Source organism: Mesorhizobium sp. dw_380 (assembly GCF_018588885.1).
In the GTDB taxonomy this organism is placed as follows: Bacteria; Pseudomonadota; Alphaproteobacteria; order Rhizobiales; family Rhizobiaceae; genus Mesorhizobium.
Map to the genome: position 1 here is coordinate 1 of NZ_JAFFIW010000173.1, position 238 is coordinate 238.

Here is a 238-nt window from a genome sequence, read left to right on the forward strand (position 1 = left end):
ACAGAAAGCGCCGCGCCAACTCGCGGAACCAGCCGTAGACCGTCTGCCAGGGGCCGAAATGGATCGGCAGCATCCGCCAACCGCAACCCGAGCGGACCAGGTAGCGCACGGCGTTGACCACCTCCCGGAAATCAACCTCGCGCGGACGGCCGCGACGCCCAGGCTTGGGCATCAGCGGTGCGAACTGCTCCCACTCTTCGTCCGTCAAATCAGACGGATAGCGCTTGGTCTTCTTGGC

1 protein-coding gene is annotated in these 238 nt (G+C 65.1%); it reads right to left on the bottom strand.

Annotated elements, in window-relative coordinates; translation table 11 throughout:
• A partial coding sequence (locus tag JT360_RS33420; protein WP_214477763.1) for a transposase occupies window positions 1-238 on the bottom strand: 238 nt, incomplete at both ends.